Origin of the sequence: Mesorhizobium norvegicum (assembly GCF_004919685.1) — a bacterium.
In the GTDB taxonomy this organism is placed as follows: domain Bacteria; phylum Pseudomonadota; class Alphaproteobacteria; order Rhizobiales; family Rhizobiaceae; genus Mesorhizobium; species Mesorhizobium norvegicum.
This window is the reverse complement of the sequence record NZ_SMYZ01000001.1, coordinates 61819-76943: the sequence shown is the minus strand read 5'-3', so window position 1 is coordinate 76943 and position 15125 is coordinate 61819. Positions and strand designations below refer to the sequence as shown.

General features: G+C 63.6%; 16 protein-coding genes. 3 read left to right on the top strand and 13 right to left on the bottom strand.

The features are described from left to right. Positions 1-106 precede the first annotated feature (106 nt). Entirely contained in the window at positions 107-616 is a 510-nt protein-coding gene (locus FCU66_RS00400; protein WP_136619978.1) for a SixA phosphatase family protein, read from the top strand. Positions 617-652: 36 nt separating this feature from the next. Here the strand turns inward: FCU66_RS00400 and FCU66_RS00395 are convergent, their stop codons facing one another. Then, positions 653-877 (bottom strand): DUF680 domain-containing protein, encoded by a 225-nt coding sequence (locus FCU66_RS00395; RefSeq protein WP_136619979.1) that lies wholly within the window; start codon positions 875-877, stop codon positions 653-655. Between the two features lie 232 nt (positions 878-1109). Continuing rightward, positions 1110-1337, bottom strand: a complete 228-nt coding sequence (locus tag FCU66_RS00390; protein WP_136619980.1) for a DUF680 domain-containing protein — start codon at positions 1335-1337, stop codon at positions 1110-1112. A gap of 463 nt (positions 1338-1800) precedes the next feature. Between FCU66_RS00390 and FCU66_RS00385 the strand changes: the two genes are divergently transcribed. Together FCU66_RS00385 and FCU66_RS00380 are read left to right on the top strand one after the other, a co-directional pair. Next, a complete protein-coding gene (locus FCU66_RS00385; RefSeq protein WP_136619981.1) occupies positions 1801-2469 on the top strand; it encodes a response regulator in 669 nt (222 codons plus the stop codon). Beyond that, a complete protein-coding gene (locus tag FCU66_RS00380) occupies positions 2459-3817 on the top strand; it encodes a sensor histidine kinase (RefSeq protein ID WP_136619982.1) in 1359 nt (452 codons plus the stop codon). The genes FCU66_RS00385 and FCU66_RS00380 overlap by 11 nt, the downstream gene beginning before the upstream one ends. A gap of 13 nt (positions 3818-3830) precedes the next feature. Here FCU66_RS00380 and FCU66_RS00375 read toward each other — a convergent pair whose 3' ends face one another. From FCU66_RS00375 to FCU66_RS00325, 11 genes are all read right to left on the bottom strand, one after another. Further along, positions 3831-4709 (bottom strand): ABC transporter permease, encoded by an 879-nt coding sequence (locus FCU66_RS00375; RefSeq protein WP_136619983.1) that lies wholly within the window; start codon positions 4707-4709, stop codon positions 3831-3833. Between the two features lie 11 nt (positions 4710-4720). After that, the gene (locus tag FCU66_RS00370; RefSeq protein WP_136619984.1) at positions 4721-5530 is read right to left on the bottom strand and encodes an ABC transporter ATP-binding protein; all 810 of its coding nucleotides are present in this window, start codon (positions 5528-5530) and stop codon (positions 4721-4723) included. 106 nt (positions 5531-5636) lie between these two features. After that, positions 5637-6593 carry an ABC transporter substrate-binding protein gene (locus tag FCU66_RS00365; protein WP_425462833.1) on the bottom strand — a complete coding sequence of 319 codons (957 nt, stop codon included), beginning with the start codon at positions 6591-6593 and terminating at the stop codon, positions 5637-5639. Between the two features lie 260 nt (positions 6594-6853). Next, positions 6854-7630 carry a 4-hydroxy-tetrahydrodipicolinate reductase gene (gene dapB / locus FCU66_RS00360; RefSeq protein WP_136619986.1) on the bottom strand — a complete coding sequence of 259 codons (777 nt, stop codon included), beginning with the start codon at positions 7628-7630 and terminating at the stop codon, positions 6854-6856. Between the two features lie 17 nt (positions 7631-7647). Continuing rightward, complete coding sequence (locus tag FCU66_RS00355) at positions 7648-9741, bottom strand: ATP-dependent helicase (RefSeq protein ID WP_136619987.1); 2094 nt, start codon at positions 9739-9741, stop codon at positions 7648-7650. Between the two features lie 83 nt (positions 9742-9824). After that, positions 9825-9998, bottom strand: a complete 174-nt coding sequence (locus tag FCU66_RS00350; RefSeq protein WP_136619988.1) for a hypothetical protein — start codon at positions 9996-9998, stop codon at positions 9825-9827. Between the two features lie 77 nt (positions 9999-10075). Beyond that, positions 10076-10309, bottom strand: coding sequence for a hypothetical protein (locus tag FCU66_RS00345; protein WP_136619989.1), 234 nt, complete (start codon positions 10307-10309; stop codon positions 10076-10078). Between the two features lie 271 nt (positions 10310-10580). Beyond that, a complete protein-coding gene (locus FCU66_RS00340) occupies positions 10581-11378 on the bottom strand; it encodes an arginase family protein (RefSeq protein WP_136619990.1) in 798 nt (265 codons plus the stop codon). Positions 11379-11484: 106 nt separating this feature from the next. Next, positions 11485-12657: a M20 aminoacylase family protein gene (locus tag FCU66_RS00335; protein WP_136619991.1), complete on the bottom strand. Its 1173-nt coding sequence runs from the start codon at positions 12655-12657 to the stop codon at positions 11485-11487. 18 nt (positions 12658-12675) lie between these two features. After that, positions 12676-13893 carry a Zn-dependent hydrolase gene (locus FCU66_RS00330; protein WP_136619992.1) on the bottom strand — a complete coding sequence of 406 codons (1218 nt, stop codon included), beginning with the start codon at positions 13891-13893 and terminating at the stop codon, positions 12676-12678. Continuing rightward, entirely contained in the window at positions 13890-15098 is a 1209-nt protein-coding gene (locus tag FCU66_RS00325) for a diaminopropionate ammonia-lyase (protein ID WP_136619993.1), read from the bottom strand. Before FCU66_RS00325 ends, FCU66_RS00330 begins: the two co-directional genes overlap by 4 nt. Positions 15099-15125: the final 27 nt, after the last annotated feature.

Genomic DNA, 15125 nt, shown 5'->3' with positions numbered 1-15125 from the left:
GGCTGGAAGGACTGGAAAGCGGCCCGTTCGAACCCTTCGACATAGAGGCGATCAAACAAAAGGCCCGCCCTTGGCTGACTAGTTTCTCTGATTCTCACAAACGCCGATGAGACAACTGCTTCTCCTGCGCCACGCAAAATCGAGCTGGAATGACCCTGGTCTCGATGATTTCGACCGTGCCCTGGCCGAACGTGGATTGATGGCGGCCCGATTGATGGGACGTGAGCTTGCGGCGCGCGACTGGCTGCCGGAACTGGTGCTGGTGTCGCCGGCGCTGCGCAGCCGCGACACCTGGCGGCTGGTGGCTACGGAACTGCCTGCGCATCCCCAGGTCGTGTTCGCCAAGGCGCTGTACGATGCTTCAGCGGCGGATATTCTGAGCCAGCTTCATCAAACCGACCCGGCGAGCAACAGCTTGCTGGTGGTCGCCCACAATCCGGGCCTGGAAGATCTTGCCAGACAGCTTGTCGGTCCAGGGTCGGAGGCCAAGGCGCGCAAGAAGCTCGAGGAAAAGTTCCCGACATCAGCTCTTGCGCGCTTCATCTTTGAGAGCGACTGGTCCAGCCTGTCCTCCGCCCGGCTGACACATTGTCTGCGGCCGAAGGATCTGGGCTAGAATCCAGGCGCGGCAGGCCAAACCTTCCGCTTGATATCAGTTGCCCCAGATGCCCTGGCCGGGGTCAGGCCAGTTGGTTGCGACCTTCATCTTGGTATCCGCAGCCTTGTGCCCAGCCACGGTCTTCACCGAGCCGGTGACGGCGTGGTCAACGCTGACAACCGGCTGGTTGGCATTGTTGGAGCCGTAGTGGTCGCTGCCGGCAAAGGCGCTGCCCGCGGCAACGAGGATGGCGGCGACGGTGAGAGCGATCTTGTGCATTTTCAAGTCTCCTGGTTTTTCCGTTAGGCGGCGTCTTGGGAGGACGGTTCCGCTAACGACAAGACCAGATGCCGTCGGGTTTTATTCCCGGAAGCGGCGATACTTTGTGGATCATCGGTAGAATTCGGTGGTCGGTCGCCGACTGGGCATCGGCATCGTCATGCGCAAAAAACAAGAGCGGCGGACCAAGCCCACCGCTCTTTGTAATCAAGTAATCCAAGGCCTGTGTTGATTAGCGGCCCCAGATGCCCTGGCCAGACTGAGCCGGCACCTTGGCATTGGCGTCGCCCTGTGCCTTTTCGGACTTCAGGATCGAGCCGGTGTGCGAGGTATCGATGTTGGAAAGCGACTGGCTGGCAACCGGCTGGTCGGCATCGTTGGAGCCATAGTGGTCGCTGCCGGCAAAAGCAGTGCCCGTGGCAATGAGGATGGCCGCGGCGGTAAGAGCGATCTTGGTCATTTTATTTACTCCAGTGTTTGTTCTGTCCGTCTATTGGCGTGCCCTTGGGAGGAATTTCGCGTCGCTCGGACCACCCCGAGATGGGTTTGCCTTGCCGCGGATTCCAATCACGAAGATGTTCCATGGGCCGTGTGAATCCGCCCCTTGAAATTCAGCAAAGGGGCTCGGCGGGAATAATTTTTATAAGCAATATCAGATGCTTAAAGAAAAAATGATTTTCCGCACCAGGGCATTCGGGCCGTCGGTGTTCACCACGTTCTGCACGGTCCGTCAACAGAAAACGAACCGATCGGTTCGATTTGTGGCGATGCCACCATTTGAACTTCTGGATCTCCTGCATTTGCCTTGCGGATGGTTCGAGATTATCGCTTGTGCACGATCATCAATCGGGCGCGACTTGGCGGTGCCAGTCGAAGAAGCGGGCGGAAATCCGGGTGACCTGCACCCCAGGACAGCGATAGAAATGCGGTTGCTGCTTGTAGAAGACAATCGCGAACTGGCGGATTGGCTGGGCAAGACCCTGCGTCAGGCGAACTATGTCGTCGACATCGTCCATGATGGCGAGGATGTCGAACACGCGCTCGCAGCCGGCGACCACGCGCTTGTCATCCTTGATCTGGCCTTGCCGCGCATGAGCGGAATGGAGGTGCTGCGCATGTTGCGGTCGCGCGGCAACCCGGTGCCGGTGATCGTGCTGACCGCAAACGCCAGCCTCGACGGTCGGGTCAAGGGCCTCAACGAAGGCGCCGACGACTATCTGGCGAAGCCCTTCCAGATCGAAGAACTCGAAGCGCGCATTCGCGTGCAGTTGCGCCGCGTCAATGACCGCACCGCGCCCGTCATTGCCTGCGGCGATCTCGTCTTCGACACCAACACACGGCTGTTTTCGCTCGCCGGCGAGACGCTGGCGCTGACGCCGCGCGAGCACGCGGTGCTCGAACAGCTTGTGGTCAAGGCCGGGCGCACGGTGAGCAAGGCGGCATTGTCGGCCGCGATCTATGATTTCGAGACCGACGCCGACCCCAGCGCGATCGAGATCTATGTGCACCGCGTGCGCAAGAAGCTCGAAGGGTCGCGGGTCCGCATCGTCACGCTGCGCGGCCTCGGTTATCTCCTGCGCCATGAGGATTAACAGTCTCCGCTTGCAGCTTCTTGCTTGGGTGGTGTTGCCGCTCGTCGGCCTCGCCACCATCAATCTATGGACCAGCCACCGCAACGCGCTGGCAACCGCGGACCTCGTCACCGATCGCATGCTGATGGGCTCGGCGCGGGCTATCGCCGAACGCGTTGCCGTGACTGACGGCGTGCTCGACGCTACGATACCGCCAGCGGCGATCGAGATGTTCGATACGGGCGATCACGACAGCGTCTACTACCATGTCAAGGCTGCCGGAGGGCGGCTGCTGACAGGCTATCCCGACTTGCCGGAGGCGCCGAGGTCCTCCAATACAGAGGCGACCTATCGCGACCACCGGCTGCGGCTGCTCACTTACAGCCACACGGTGGTCGGTGCCGGAGATGACTCGCCGATCACCGTTACGGTCGGCGTCACGCTTGCCGGACACGACGCCATGGTGCAGCGTCTCTGGTTTGGCGCTTTTGCCCAACAGCTGGCGCTGGTGGCGATTGCCGGTCTGTTCGTTCTGCTGGGCTTGCATCGCGGCCTTGCGCCCTTGATCCGGTTGCGCGACGCGGTGCGCTCGCCAAGCCGCAGCGAGCTGGATCCGGTCGAAGTGCCAGGGGCGCAAAGCGAAATCCGCCCGCTGATCGATGCGCTGAACGCCTATATGGAGCGCGTGCGGGCGCAGATGGCGGCGCAACGCCGCTTCATCGCCAATGCGGCGCACCAGTTGCGGACACCGCTGGCGCTGCTGTCGACACAGGCAAGCTACGCGCTGCGCGAAAGTGCCTCCGACGCGCGCCAGGAAGCGCTGATGGCGCTGCAGTCCAGTTCCGGCCGGCTGGCGCGGTTGGCCGAACAGCTCCTGACCCTGTCACGGGCGGAGCCGGGCAGCCGGCGGCCGCGCGCCGACCACATCGACCTTACCGAAGCCGCCCGCCACGTGCTGGAAACGCAGGCGCCGACAGCGATCGGCCGCAATATCGATCTCGGCCTCGAGGAGACCGGTCCCGTGCCGGTCATCGGCGACGGCACCATGTTGCGCGAGATGATCGTCAACCTCGTCGACAACGCGCTGCGCTACTCCCGGGCCGGCGGCAGCGTCACGGTGAAATTGGCGACCATCGACGATGAAGCCGTGCTGACGGTCGCCGACGATGGGCCCGGCATCCCGTTGGACGAGCGAGACCATGTGTTCGAACGCTTCTACCGCATTGCCGGGTCGACCGAGGAAGGCAGCGGGCTTGGCCTGGCCATTGTGCGCGAGGTCGTCGACAATGCCGGCGGCCGCGTCACCCTTGGGGATGGCGCGGCCGGCGGTCTGGTGGTCGAGGTAAGGCTGCCGCTGGCAAGCAGCTAAGGTCTGTCGCCACTCACTGCGTCTCATGCAGGGGCTGGGGACGCCATTTGGCCAGGCGATCCTCGACCATGGTCATCAGATATTCAGCACCCAGCGCCACCACCATCACGATGACGATCGCGGCGTACATGCCGGCGGCGTCGAAGGATCCCTTGGCGATGTTGATCAGCAGGCCGATACCGTAGCGCGAGCCGACGAACTCGCCAACGATCGCGCCGATGATGGCAAAGCCGAAGCTGACATGCAGACTGGCGAAGATCCAGCTCATCGCCGAAGGGACAATCACCGAGCGGGTCAATTGCCAGTTGGATGCGCCCAGGATGCGGGCGTTGGCGATCATTGCCCTGTCGGCTTCGCGCACGCCCTGGAAGGCATTGTGGAAGACAACGAAGAAAACCATCACGAAGGCAAGCGCCACTTTCGAAGCAAGGCCAAGGCCGAGGATCATGATGAAGATCGGCGCCAAAACTACGCGCGGAATGGAATTGATCACCTTGATGTAGATCGAGAAAATATCCGCTGCCATGCGGTTGCGGCCGAGCGCGACGCCGATGATGATACCGGCAACCGAGCCGGTCACGAAGCCGATGACTGACTCCTCCATGGTGACATAGAGATGATACCAGAGGGGTCCCTCGGACGTTCCTTCCGTGGTCCACTCATAGAGCCGCACCGCGATCGCGCTCGGCATTGCGTAGAAGAACGGATCGATCCAGGCCAGCCGCGCGGCGATTTCCCACAAGGCGAGAAAAGCGACGAGAATGGCGATCCGCCAGAACATCACTGTACGGCGGCGATGCGTCACCGCCTTTGCGGCGGCCGCTTCGATTTCCGCGTCGGAAGTGCCCGGCCTGAAAGCTCCGGCGCTGATGTCCATGGCAGCATCGGTCATGGCGTTCCTCCTCAGGCTGCGGCACGTGCATAGCTGGTCTCGACCTCTTCCTTGAGATCGGCCCAGATCGTGCGCGAGTAATCGATGAAGCTTTGTTCGTAGCGGATATCGGCGACCACGCGCGGACGCGGCAGGTCGATGGTGTAGATCGACTTCACGGTGGCCGGCCCGGCGGTCAGGACATAGACCTTGTCGGCGAGCGCAATCGCCTCTTCAAGATCATGCGTGACGAAGACCACGGAAGCCTTTGCCTCGGACCACAGGCGCAGCAGTTCCTCGTGCATCAAAACACGTGTCTGCACGTCAAGCGCCGAGAACGGCTCGTCCATCAGAAGGATCTCCGGACCGTTTATGAAGGTCTGGGCGAGCGCCACACGCTTGCGCATGCCGCCGGAAAGCTGGTGTGGATAGTGCTGCTCGAAACGCGACAGGCCGACGCGCGCCAGCCAGTCGCGCGCCGCGGCCGTGGCATCCGACTTCGCCCTGCCGCGAAAGAGCGGGCCGGCCATCACATTCTCGATCACTGTTCGCCAGGGAAACAAGGCATCGCTCTGAAAGACAAAGCCGATGCGCGGGTCTATTCCCGTGACGGGCGCGCCCATGACACGAACCTCGCCGGCGCTTGGGCTGGCCAGCCCGGTGACGAGGTTGAGGGTGGTGGACTTCCCGCAACCGGTCGGGCCGACGACGGCGACGAATTCGCCGCGCTCGACGGTCATGGTGAAATCGCGCAGCGCTGTCAGCGATTTGCCGGTGGGTGAGAGGAACCGCCGACTGACATTGATCAATTCGATCGCTGGTGTGGTCTTTTCATGGATCATGATGGAACTCCGGGTTCGGGCGGACGCACGCCGTCGGGCAGAGCCGCCCGGACGTTGAGAACAGACGATTGCCGGCGCGATGCCTTCATCGCGCCGGCACGGTCGGCTACTTGGCGTTCTTGACGAATTCCGAGGTGTAAGTCTTGGAGAGGTCGATCTGCTTGCCCTGCAGTTCCTTCTTGAAGGCTGAAAGAACCGTCAGCACAGTCTCCGGGCCGCCTTCGGGCATGATCCCGTCGGGGGTGAACATTGCCTTGCCGGCATCGAGGGCCTTCACGTAGCCTTCTTTGTCGCCGACATAGTAGTCCTTCGGCATCTTGTCGGCGATTTCCGCACCGCTATGGGTGTTGATGAACTTCAGTGTCTTGACGAAGGCATTCGCCAGTTTCTGCACCGCCTCCTTGTGCGCGTCGACCCAGTCCGTCTGCATGTAAAGGGAGGCAGCCGGATAGGTGCCGCCGAGCGCGGCCTTGGTGCCTTCAATCGTGCGCATGTCGACAAGAACGGACGCTTCGCCGGTCTTCAGCAACCGAGTGATCGTCGGTTCGGTCGTCATGCCGGCCTGGATCTTGTCCTGCTGCATGGCTGCGATGAAGGTATTGCCGGCGCCGACCGGAACCGAGGTGAATTCGCCGAGCTTCAGCCCGTTCTTGACGGCAAGATATTCCGTCAGGAAGTTTGTCGAGGAGCCCAGACCGGTCACGCCCAGGCTCATGCCCTTGAAGTCGGCGGGCGACTTGATCTCGGGATGCTTGGTCGAAACAAGCTCGACTTCACCAGGAGCCTGGCTGAACTGGACGACGGATTCGACGAATTTGCCTTTCGCCTGCAGGTCGATGCTGTGGTCGTAGAAGCCGACGACCCCTTGCACGGCACCGGCGAGCATTTCGTTTTCGGCATCGACGCCGGCCGGCTCGTTCAGCAATTCGACGTCGAGACCTTCGTCCTTGAAGTAGCCGAGCGCTTCCGCCAGCTTGGCGGGCAGGTAGATCTGCTTTTCGTAGCCGCCCACCATGATGGAGATCTTTTCGTCGGCGCGTGCGGACGGCGCGGACAAGGCCATGGTGGCGACAAGTGCGGTTGTGGCGGCTGAATCAAGCAGAATTCGCGCGAGCGACATGGCCTCTTCCCTTTGTTCGTTTCCCGCGCCCCTCTCTCTCCCATCGCTTTCCGCGACAATATGGGGGCGCCTTCCAACAGTTATGGCACCAACCTTTCATCCAGCTTTCAAGGAAAAGCCGAAAATAACCGCAAACCTTACGGATCGGTAAGCCGCGGCTGGTGGCCGCCACGATGCCATGACAATGCTTGCCGTGTGCCTTGTCAGGTGTTCAGACCCAGCACATCGCGCATGTCATATTGGCCGGGCGGGCGTCCCGCCACCCAAAGCGCTGCGGCGATGGCGCCGCGGGCGAACATGATGCGGTCGCCGGCCACATGCGACAAGGTCACGGTCTCGCCCTCGCCGCAGAAGCTGATGCTGTGTTCGCCGATGATGCTGCCGCCACGCATCACCGCAAAGCCGATCTCGCCGGCCGGACGCGCGCCGATGACACCGTCGCGTACACGCCTTGCGACCGTCTCGAGGTCGATGCCGCGTCCGCCGGCTACGGCTTGCCCCAGCATCAGCGCCGTCCCCGATGGCGCATCGATCTTGTGGCGATGATGCGCCTCGACAATCTCGACATCCCAGTCGTCGGGGTCGAGCGCTCTCGCCGCCCGCTCGACCAATCCGACCAGCATGTTGAGCCCCAGCGAAAAACTGCCGGAGCGCACGATGGGAACCGTTTTCGCGGCGTCGGCGATAGCAGCCAACTCGGCGGCATCGAAGCCGGTCGAGCCTATGACCAGGGCCGGCCCGCCGCGTTCGGCGCAAACCCTGGCCAGGTCGGCCGAGGCAGCCGGCGTGGTGAAATCGATCACGGCGTCGGCCGTGGCAAGCGCCTCGTCGCGGCTCACCAGACCTTCGCCGACGATGCCCGGCCGATGAAAGCGGGCGGCGAGCACCAGCCGCGCATCGCCTTGCACGGCGTCCGCCATCTGGCGGCCCATGCGGCCCAGCGCGCCCGAGAGCGCTATCCTGATCGGTGGTTGCGACATCGCGCCGACCCCTGAGACTATTTCCACATGCCGCGCATGCGCGCGCCGATGTCGACGCGCACCTCCGGCCGGGCCACCCTGCCCTGTGCCGCCTGCGCGCTCGGCCATGACACCTGCTGGAACGCAGCCAGGATCGAAGCCGGGATGAAGCGGGTGCGCGAGGCATAGAGATGGCGGTCACCGCGCGCCGCCTGGCCGTGCGGAAAGAAGCGTTGCGGCATGACCAGGTTGAGATTGTCCTTGGCCCGCGTCATCGCCACGTAGAGCAGCCGGCGCTCCTCGTCGATGTCCTCCTTGGTGCCAACGCCGAGATCAGCCGGGATGCAGCCGTCGACCGTGTTGAGCACGAAGACATTCTTCCACTCCTGGCCCTTGGCCGAATGGATGGTCGACAGGATCAGATAGTCCTCGTCACGATGCGGCGGCCCGGCCTGGTCGCTGGTGGCGTCCGGCGGGTCAAGCGTCAGTTCGGTGAGGAACCGTTCGCGCGAGGCATAGCCCGAGCCGATCTGCTCGAGCTGCAACAGGTCGGCCCGGCGCGTCGTCGCATCCTCGTGGATGCGCTCCAGATGCGGCTCATACCACAGCCTGATCTGTCCGAGGTCGGCCGGCCATTTGGCGCCGGCCCGCAGGCCAGAATAGAGCGAAACGAAGCCCGGCCAGTCATCCGCGGCTCGTTGCGGCGGGCGCCAGCCGGCCAGCCCCATCGCCTCGTCCAGCGCCGTCGTCATGGTCTCGACGATCTGCGCAGCAGCCGAAGGGCCGATGCCCGGCATCAATTGCAGCACGCGGAAACCGGCGACCCGGTCGCGCGGGTTTTCGGCAAAGCGCAGCACCGCCAGCACATCCTTGACATGGGCGGCATCGAGAAACTTCAGGCCGCCGAACTTGACGAAGGGAATGTTGCGCCGCGTCAGCTCGATCTCCAGCGGCCCGCTATGATGCGAGGCGCGAAACAGCACCGCTTGGGATTTCAGCGCCGTGCCGGCCTCGCGCTCGGCGAGGATGGTGTCACAGACGAAATTGGCCTGCTCGACCTCGTCGCGCACGGTCACCAGCCTTGGCTTGTCAGTGGATTTGCGCTCCGACCACAGGTTCTTGGTGAAGCGCTCCGAGGCCTCGCCGATCACCGCATTGGCTGCGGCAAGAATGGTTTCGGTCGAGCGGTAATTGCGCTCCAGCATCACCACGTCGGCGGCTTGCGCGAACTGGTTTGGAAAGTCGAGGATGTTGCGTACCTCGGCGGCACGGAACGAATAGATCGACTGTGCATCGTCGCCCACCACCGTCAGCCCGGCGCCGTCGGGTTTCAGCGCCAGCAGGATCGAGGACTGCAAGCGATTTGTGTCCTGGTATTCATCGACCAGCACATGGTCGAAGCGCCCACCGAGATGCATCGCTATCTCAGGCTCGGCCGCCATCTGCGCCCAGTAGAGCAGCAAATCGTCGTAATCGAGCACGTTCTGCGCCTGCTTGGCCTCGACATAACCGGCGAACAATTGCTTCAGCTGCTCCGCCCAGCCGGCGCACCAGGGAAAGGCAGACCCCAGCACCTCGTTGAGCGGCGCCTGCGCGTTGACGGCGCGTGAATAGATGGCAAGGCAGGTGCCCTTGGTGGGGAAACGCGCTTCCGTCTTCGAGAAGCCGAGCTCGTGGCGGACCAGATTCATCAGGTCGGCGGAATCCTCGCGATCATGGATGGTGAAGGCCGGGTCGAGACCGATCTCCAGCGCATAGTCGCGCAGCAGCCGCGCGCCGATACCGTGAAAGGTTCCGGCCCAGGTCAGCGCGTCGGTGATGACAGCGGCATCGCGGCCGAGCACTTCGCCGGCGATGCGCTCGACACGCCTGGCCATTTCGGACGCGGCGCGGCGCGAAAAGGTCATCAGCAGGATGCGGCGCGGATCGGCCCCTTTGACGATCAGATGGGCGACGCGATGCGCCAGCGTGTTGGTCTTGCCCGAACCGGCGCCGGCAATGACCAGCAGCGGACCGGCAATCTTGCCGTCGCCATGCTCGACGGCCTGGCGCTGGGCGTCGTTCAGCCGGGCGAGATAGGCAGGCTGGACGGTCGGGTCCCGAAAGGTCGAATCAGCGGTGGCGAGGTTCATCGCCCATCAAGCATCGTTTCTGCTTTGTTCGCAACGTCGATGCGAAGATGTACTCGCGCGCGCCGAGGGCTGACAGATCGCCCCTAGCGTTGCGGATCGATACCCATCGCGGCCGACTGCCGGCGCAAGGCCTCACGATCATGTTGCGACGGCGGCAGCAGCAGCGGGTCGACCGTGTCAGGCACGTCGTCGATCATCTGCCGGGTGATGCGGTAGGTGACATAGGCCAAAGCGCCGGCGATAAGCAGACGGAACATGGTTCATACTCCATTGGAACAGAACCAACCCGAGGAGATGGCATTTGGTTCCCTCGCCGATTATCCAGGCCAGGTGATCAAGAGCCGCGATCGCTGCCGCTAACGTTCAGCCTTTCCGGTATTTCGGCGATGCATTCCTCGAGACGCTCCAGGCGGAACTTGGCATTGCGAAGTTCGTGTCCTGCCTCATGCCGCCTATGGCGGCCCTGCGGAGAGGTCGCCATCAGGTCGCGCTCCAGTTCGGCAATGTGCGCACGCACCTGCCGGACGTCGTCCTGACGCAACGCCTTGATCCATCCACGCCCGCGCATCGGTTTTCCTGCCAGCACCTTTCGAAAGGCATGCCGGATTTATGCCGGAAAGACCCTAATTCCAGGCAAGCCCAAACGCTCTAAATTTAACTTCCGCTAATTTAGCATCAACAGGGAGGGGATTGGGGAAGAAGGCCGGCGCCGCTTGGGAGGAGGAATGAAGCGCCGGCCAAGCGGATAATTAGGTCCGCCGCACAGCGGAAGTTAGCTGAGTCTTTCCCTGGCGTCATCGGGCGATTGTCTTCGTTAAAAACGTACCCTCGCCGGCCTGTCACCCGCGTGTCTTGACCATCATCCCGGCAATCTCCTTGAGGAGTTTTGCCGCCACGCCGGCGGTCAGGTTGGCGATGTCGCGAGCGGGATTTAACTCAACGATATCAGCCGCCACGATCGGCTGGTTGACTGACTGAATCAAATTGATGACCTGACGGGTGGTCAAGCCGCCGGGTTCGCGATGCGAGACCCCTGGCGCAAAAGCTGGGTCGAGCCCGTCGAGATCCATCGAGATATAGACCGGCGTCGTGAGGTCGAGCCGCAGATCGTCGCTGAACCGCGCGGCCTCGATGACCTCGACACCGAACCGCTCGAACTGGTCGCGATGATGGTCGTTGACGGTGCGCAATCCGACCTGGATGAGGCGGTCGGCAAGCCGCTCTTCCATGATGCGGGCAAAGGGCGAGGTGTGGGAGCGCGGATTGCCCTGGTAGGCATCATACATGTCGGGGTGCGCGTCGATGTGCAGAATGGTCAGGCTGGAGTGCCGGCGGCGCACCGCGCGCAGCACCGGCCAGGAGATGGCGTGGTCGCCGCCGAGGCAGATCAGTGGATCGCCTAGTTCCAGCACGCGTCCAACCTCGCCTTCGATCAAATCCCATGGATCGGTGGCGGCTTCGAAGCGGATGTCGCCATGATCGACCAGCCTGTCCGTAAGGTCGAAACCGGTTTCGCTCCACATGCTGTAGGCATCGCAGAGCAATTCGGGATGGATATGGCCCGGCCCTTGCGCCGCGCCCTTGGCGAAGGACGAGTTGTCGTCGTGGGGAATTCCCAGAAGTGAAATCCTGGTCATCGGCATCCGATCTCCGTCAACAGGAGGTCAATAGGCCCGGGAGCTGGCTGTCGATAGCGATGGTGTTTGGGCCAGCGGCGAGCGCGGTCTGGCGATCAAAACGCGATCATCTTCCCGCCTCGCCACCCAGTCTTTGCCTGACCACGGCGACATGGAAATTCGTGCCGAACAACAGCCCGTCATCGTTGAAGTCGTAGCTGGAATTGTGCAGCGGCGCCGAGCCCTCGCCATTGCCGAGGAAGACGAAGCAGCCCGGCACGTGATCGAGGAAACGGGCGAAATCCTCGGAGGCGGTCATCGGCTCGCGGGCGACAGCGATATTGCCGGGCTCGAAGACGTTTCTTGCGGCCGCGAACGCGGCATCGACCAGTTCGGCATCATTGCGCAGAGGCACGAACTCCCGGCTGTACTTGACCTCGGCGGTGACATTGTAGGCGGCGGCGGTGCCCTCTGCGATGATGCGCATCTGCCGCTCGATCTCGGCACTGACCTCGGGGCGGAAGCTGCGCGCATCGCCGAGGATGCGGGCAAGACCGGGCAGAGCGTTGCGGGTGCCGTCGGTGATCAGCTCGGTCACCGAAACCACCGATATGTCGGCCGGGCTCAGCCGGCGCGAGACGATGGTCTGCAGATTGGTGACCAGCGCGCAGGCGGCGACCAGCGTTTCATTGCCGGAATGCGGCCGTGCCGCGTGGCCGCCGAGACCTCTGAGCACGATCTCGAAGTTATCCTCGGCCGACATGACCGGGCCAGCGCGGGTCTCGAAATGCCCGATCGGCAGGCCGGGCATGTTGTGCAGGCCAAAGATCTCGTCGAAGGGAAAGCGCTGCATCAGCCCATCGTCGAGCATGGCGAGCGCGCCCCTGCCCCACTCCTCGGCCGGCTGGAAGACGAAGCGCACGGTGCCATCGAAACCGCCCTCACCTGCCAGCAGCTTTGCCGCGCCGAGCAGCATGGCGGTGTGGCCATCATGGCCGCAGGCATGCATGATGCCGGGATTGCCGGAACGGTAGGGTGCGTTTGACTGCTCGGTGATGCGCAGCGCATCCATGTCGGCCCTGAGCGCAATCGCCCGGTTGCCGCTGCCGCGCTTCAGCGTGCCGACAACCCCGGTGCCGCCGACACGTTCGGTGACATCGTCGAGGCCGAACTCACGCAATTTGGCGGCGACGAAGGCGGCGGTACGCTTCTCTTCGAAGCCGAATTCCGGGTGCGCGTGCAGATCGCGCCGCCAGAAAATCATTTCCTGCTTCAGCGCGTCGCGATCGAGTTCAGACATTCTTCTGCCCCTCCTGACCTACGTTGCCAGTTGCGCGGCCACATCAAGCAGGATGTTGGCGCCGGCAACAAGCTCGGCATCTTCGGTGTGCTCGCGCGTGTTGTGGCTGATGCCACCGGCGCTCGGCACGAAGATCATCGCTGCCGGGGCGATGCGCGCCATCATCTGCGCATCATGGCCGGCGCCTGATGTCATGCGCCTGACGCCGAGACCACGGCTTTTCGCGGCAGCCTCGATCCGTTCGACAATGCGGAGGTCGAAGATCACCGGCTCGAAGCGGGCCAGTTGCTCGACCGAGATGATCACGTTCTCGGTGGCGGCAAGCTGCTCGAGATAGGCGGCAAGTGCCGCCTCCTCCGCCTGCAGGCGCTGTTCGTCGGGATCGCGCAGATCGATGGTGAAGACGGCGCGCGAGGGAATGACGTTGATGGCATTCGGCTCGAAGCGGATCGTGCCGACGGTGGCGACCGTGGGCGCGTTCGAGGCCTTGGCCCGGTCGAGCAGGAAGGTGATGGCCCGGGCGGCGGCGTGGCCGGCATCGCTGCGCATCGACATCGGCGTGGTGCCGGCATGGTTGGCGACGCCGTCGATGGTGACGCGTTGCCAGGAGATGCCTTGCAGATTCTCCACCGCACCGATCGGCAAGCCTTCGCGCTCCAGCACCGGCCCCTGTTCGATATGCAGTTCGAGATAGGCATGCGGCGTGAGGAAGCCGGGTTCCAGGTCGCCGGCATAGCCGATGCGGGCGAGTTCCCGCCCCAGCACGCTGCCATCGGTGCCGACAGCCGCCAGCACCGTTTCGGCATCGATGCCGCCGGCATGGACCAGCGAGCCCATCATGTCCGGAGTATAGCGCACGCCCTCTTCATTGGTGAACGCGGCAACCGCGATCGGGCGCGACGGCGAAAGGCCTGACGCCTTGATCACCTCCAGCCCGGCAAGCACACCGTAGCAGCCGTCATAAATGCCGGCATCGATGACGGTGTCGATGTGCGAGCCGATAAGCAGCGGCGCCTGCCCCATAGTTTCCGGGCTTTGCCAGATGCCGAAAATGTTGCCGACACGGTCGATGGCGACGTCGAGCCCGGCCTGCCGCAGCCAGCCGACGAAGAGGTCGCGGCCCTGCCTGTCGGTGTCGGAGGCGGCCAGCCGGATAAGCCTGCCCTCACTATTGCGGCCAACAGCGCCAAGTTCGCGGATACGGCCGAGCAGGCGCTTTGCATCGATGGCGATCATGCCGTTGCCTCGGCTGTCATCTTGCCGGCCAGCACATCGGCCGGGCTCATTCCAACCAGTTCGGCATAACGATGCGGGTCGGTGGCGCCTTCGGTGTTGATCACCAGCACGCGCGATTTGCGGTCGAGCCCAAGGTCGGCCTTGTTGTCGGCCACCGTCCGGATCAGGCCGGCAAGGCCAACGCCGCCGCTTTCGCCCGCAACAATCACAGGATCGCCGCCGGCCGGCCGCGCCAGCCGCCGCATCACCGCGACGGCGTCGGCCTCATCCACCGTCATGAAGGCGTCGGCGGCGCGAGCCAGCACCCGCCAGGCGACCGGCGAGGCCTCGTAGCATTCGAGCATGGCCATCACCGTCGGCTGGCCGTGCGCGACCTTGACCGGGCGCCCGACCTGGGCGGCTGCAAAAACACAAGCGGCACGCGCTGGCTCGACCACGGTGAAGGTCGGCCTGGCGTCACCGAGCACGATGGCCAGATGGCCGGCCAGCGCGGCCGCGATGCCACCGACACCGGCCTGCACGAAGACATGGGTTGGCGTCCGAGGGAGCTGACGCAAGGCTTCGCGCACGATCGCCGTATAGCCCTGCATGACCAGGCCAGGAATCCGTTCATAGCCGGGCCACGAGGTGTCGGAGACAACGGTCCAGCCCTTCTCGGCCGAAACCTGGGCAGCTTGCCTGACCGAATCGTCATAATTGCCGTCGACGCGGATCATCTCGGCGCCATAGCGGGCGATCGCCGCTATGCGCTCCTCGCTGACGCCGGCGTGGACGAAGACCGCGGCCCGCGCGCCGACGAGTTGCGCGCCTTGCGCGACGGAGCGGCCATGATTGCCGTCGGTCGCACAGGCAAATGTCATCGCCGCGGCGACGGCCCGCACATCAGGCTGATCGAGATCGGCCACTTCGACGGGCCGGCCCAGCCGGCTGCCTGCTTCCTCCAGCACAAGGCGGAAGACGGCATAGGCGCCGCCAAGCGCCTTGAAGCTGCCGAGGCCGAGGCGAAAGCCTTCATCCTTGATATGGATGGCGCCAAGTCCGAGTTCGGCGGCGAGCGCCGGCAGCGCATGCAGCGGCGTCATCAGGTGATCGTCGCGATGGGCAAGAAAACGCTCGACCATGTCGGCGCCGGCCACGCCAAGGGTATCGGCATCGGCCGGATCGAGTGGCAGGCGATGCAAAGTATTGCGGTTGAGCAAGAACACTGGCGGCCTCCTTGGCATTCAGCGAGA

Excerpts from the sequence above, each read along its gene's own strand:
- FCU66_RS00400 (WP_136619978.1), top strand. The coding sequence starts at position 107 with ATGAGACAACTGCTTCTCCTGCGCCACGCAAAATCGAGCTGGAATGAC.
- FCU66_RS00395 (WP_136619979.1), bottom strand. The coding sequence starts at position 877 with ATGCACAAGATCGCTCTCACCGTCGCCGCCATCCTCGTTGCCGCGGGC.
- FCU66_RS00390 (WP_136619980.1), bottom strand. The coding sequence starts at position 1,337 with ATGACCAAGATCGCTCTTACCGCCGCGGCCATCCTCATTGCCACGGGC.
- FCU66_RS00385 (WP_136619981.1), top strand. The coding sequence starts at position 1,801 with ATGCGGTTGCTGCTTGTAGAAGACAATCGCGAACTGGCGGATTGGCTG.
- FCU66_RS00380 (WP_136619982.1), top strand. The coding sequence starts at position 2,459 with ATGAGGATTAACAGTCTCCGCTTGCAGCTTCTTGCTTGGGTGGTGTTG.
- FCU66_RS00375 (WP_136619983.1), bottom strand. The coding sequence starts at position 4,709 with ATGACCGATGCTGCCATGGACATCAGCGCCGGAGCTTTCAGGCCGGGC.
- FCU66_RS00370 (WP_136619984.1), bottom strand. The coding sequence starts at position 5,530 with ATGATCCATGAAAAGACCACACCAGCGATCGAATTGATCAATGTCAGT.
- FCU66_RS00365 (WP_425462833.1), bottom strand. The coding sequence starts at position 6,593 with ATGGCCTTGTCCGCGCCGTCCGCACGCGCCGACGAAAAGATCTCCATC.
- dapB (WP_136619986.1), bottom strand. The coding sequence starts at position 7,630 with ATGTCGCAACCACCGATCAGGATAGCGCTCTCGGGCGCGCTGGGCCGC.
- FCU66_RS00355 (WP_136619987.1), bottom strand. The coding sequence starts at position 9,741 with ATGAACCTCGCCACCGCTGATTCGACCTTTCGGGACCCGACCGTCCAG.
- FCU66_RS00350 (WP_136619988.1), bottom strand. The coding sequence starts at position 9,998 with ATGTTCCGTCTGCTTATCGCCGGCGCTTTGGCCTATGTCACCTACCGC.
- FCU66_RS00345 (WP_136619989.1), bottom strand. The coding sequence starts at position 10,309 with ATGCGCGGGCGTGGATGGATCAAGGCGTTGCGTCAGGACGACGTCCGG.
- FCU66_RS00340 (WP_136619990.1), bottom strand. The coding sequence starts at position 11,378 with ATGACCAGGATTTCACTTCTGGGAATTCCCCACGACGACAACTCGTCC.
- FCU66_RS00335 (WP_136619991.1), bottom strand. The coding sequence starts at position 12,657 with ATGTCTGAACTCGATCGCGACGCGCTGAAGCAGGAAATGATTTTCTGG.
- FCU66_RS00330 (WP_136619992.1), bottom strand. The coding sequence starts at position 13,893 with ATGATCGCCATCGATGCAAAGCGCCTGCTCGGCCGTATCCGCGAACTT.